Source organism: Pseudomonas sp. PICF6 (genome assembly GCF_009831705.1).
Lineage (GTDB): Bacteria > Pseudomonadota > Gammaproteobacteria > Pseudomonadales > Pseudomonadaceae > Aquipseudomonas > Aquipseudomonas rhizophila.
In genome coordinates, this window is sequence record NZ_WUUD01000028.1 from 49228 (window position 1) to 51303 (window position 2076).

At 60.6% G+C, this 2076-nt stretch carries 1 protein-coding gene and 2 pseudogenes; 1 reads left to right on the plus strand and 2 read right to left on the minus strand.

Annotation, left to right across the window (positions count from 1 at the left end):
• Positions 1-151, plus strand: a pseudogene (locus GSM73_RS27610) (FAD-dependent oxidoreductase); the annotation flags it as partial.
• A gap of 157 nt (positions 152-308) precedes the next feature.
• Here GSM73_RS27610 and GSM73_RS28295 read toward each other — a convergent pair.
• A complete protein-coding gene (locus GSM73_RS28295) occupies positions 309-1172 on the minus strand; it encodes a methyl-accepting chemotaxis protein (RefSeq protein WP_371517269.1) in 864 nt (287 codons plus the stop codon).
• Between the two features lie 39 nt (positions 1173-1211).
• Positions 1212-1874, minus strand: a pseudogene (locus GSM73_RS28300) (MCP four helix bundle domain-containing protein); the annotation flags it as partial.
• Positions 1875-2076 lie beyond the last annotated feature (202 nt).

Sequence of the window (2076 nt, forward strand, 5' to 3'; positions counted from 1 at the left end):
TGTGATGCTCGAAGGCTGGCTGGCGCGGATGTTCTATGTCTCGCTGTACCGCATGCACCAGATGGCGCTGTACGGCATGTTCCGCACGGCCATGCTGATGCTGGGCAGCAAGATCGGGCGTGGGACCGAGCCTCGGCTGAAGCTGCATTGAGTCAGCAGTACTGACATCGAATGCTCCACCGTCATCGCGAGCAAGCTCGCTCCCACAGTTGATCGCGGTCATCCTGTGGGAGCGAGCTTGCTCGCGATGGGGGCGGTACAGTCAATACTTGAGCTCGGGCAGGATCACTGTCCGAGCCATCCATCGATCAAACCTGAAACCGCTGCACCATGGTGCGCAATGAATTCGCCAGTTGCGACAACTCATGGCTGGACGCGCTGGTCTGGTCCGCACCGGTGGCCGAGCGCACCGACAGATCCCGAATGTTCACCAGGTTGCGATCCACCTCCCGAGCCACTTGCGCCTGTTCTTCAGCGGCGCTGGCGATCACCAGATTGCGTTCGTGGATCTCGTTGACCGACGCCGTGATGGTCTGTAGCGCCTCCCCTGCCCGCTCCGCCATTGCCAGAGTGCTGGCGGCACGACTGGAGCTGGCCTGCATCGAATCCAGCGCCTGGGTGGCGCCGCTGCGCATGCCCTGGACCATCTGCTCGATTTCCTGGGTCGATTGCTGCGTGCGATAAGCCAGCGCCCGCACCTCATCGGCCACCACCGCAAACCCACGACCGCTTTCGCCAGCCCGGGCCGCCTCGATGGCCGCGTTGAGGGCCAGCAGGTTGGTCTGCTCGGCGATGGCCCGGATCACGTCCAGCACCTTGCCGATATCCTGCGATTGGTTGGCCAGGGACTGCACCAGGCCGCCAGTCACCTGCACATCACTGGCCAGGGCGCCGATGGCGTCGACCGTGTCGCTGACCCGCTGCTGCCCAAGGGACGCCGACTCACTGGACTGACGCGTGGCATCGGAGGTGGAAACCGCATTGCGCGCGACTTCCTCCACGGCGGTGGTCATCTCGGTGACGGCGGTGGCGGCCTGTTCAATTTCGTTATTCTGCTGTTGCAGGCTGTGGGTGCTATCGACCGTGACCGCGTTCAGCTCATCGGCGGCGGTCGCCAGTTGGGTAGCTGAGCCGCTGATGCCCTGCAAGGTTTCACGCAGGTTCTGCTGCATGGTCGCCAGCGCCTTGAGTAAGCGGCTGACTTCGTCGCTGCCGTGGGTCTTGATCGGTCGGGTCAGGTCACCTCGGGCGACGTTTTCGGCGGCATTCAACGCCTCGCCCAAAGGCTTGACGATACTGCGAGTAAGCAGCATGGCCAGGGCCACCGTCGCCAAGGCGGCGAGCACAATGAACAGGCTGACGATCATCCGGGAATTGACGTAGTGTTCCTGGGATTTCTGGCTCTCGATGGAGACTTGTCTGGAGAACAGTTCCGCCAGATCGTTGAGCTGTTTGCCGGAACCGTCCACCACGGTCTTCATGTCCACCAGCAGCAGCTTGATCAACTCGTCCCGACGCCCCTGCTCTGCCAGGGCGAAGGATTGGGCGATGCCCGTGCGGTAAGCGGCAAAGGTTTGCTTGAACTGGTCATAAAGCGCCTTGCCTTCAGGCGTGGTGACGAGCTTTTCGTAACTGGCGATTTTTTCGCTCAGTTCTTTGTCGCGGGTGTCCATTTGCCCACGGTACACCGGGATGTTCTTCGGGTCCTGGTCCAGGGCCATGCGCAGGGAAATGGTGCGGATGCGCAACATCAATTCACGGATCTCGTCACCGCCGCGAATACTGGGCAACCACTGGGTTTCTACCGCGACTTCACTGTCACGGATACTCGACATCTGTCCTAGCGCAAACACCCCGAGCAACGCCACCAGCACGGCGATCAAAGCGAAACCCAACGCGGCACGGGGGCGATATTCAGTTGACGAAGAACCATGGGGAGCGCCTTTTTTATTTTGGCCTGAAGTGGGGCCATGCCCCTGTCGGTGGGTTATCGGCAAGTTGTACGATGACTTAAGGCAATCTGCTTTATCGCAGGCAAAAAAAATCCCCGTATCTTTCGATACGAGGATTTTTAAT

Bases quoted from the DNA above. Each gene is read 5' to 3' on its own strand.
- GSM73_RS28295 (WP_371517269.1), bottom strand. From the start codon at position 1,172: ATGCAGCAGAACCTGCGTGAAACCTTGCAGGGCATCAGCGGCTCAGCT.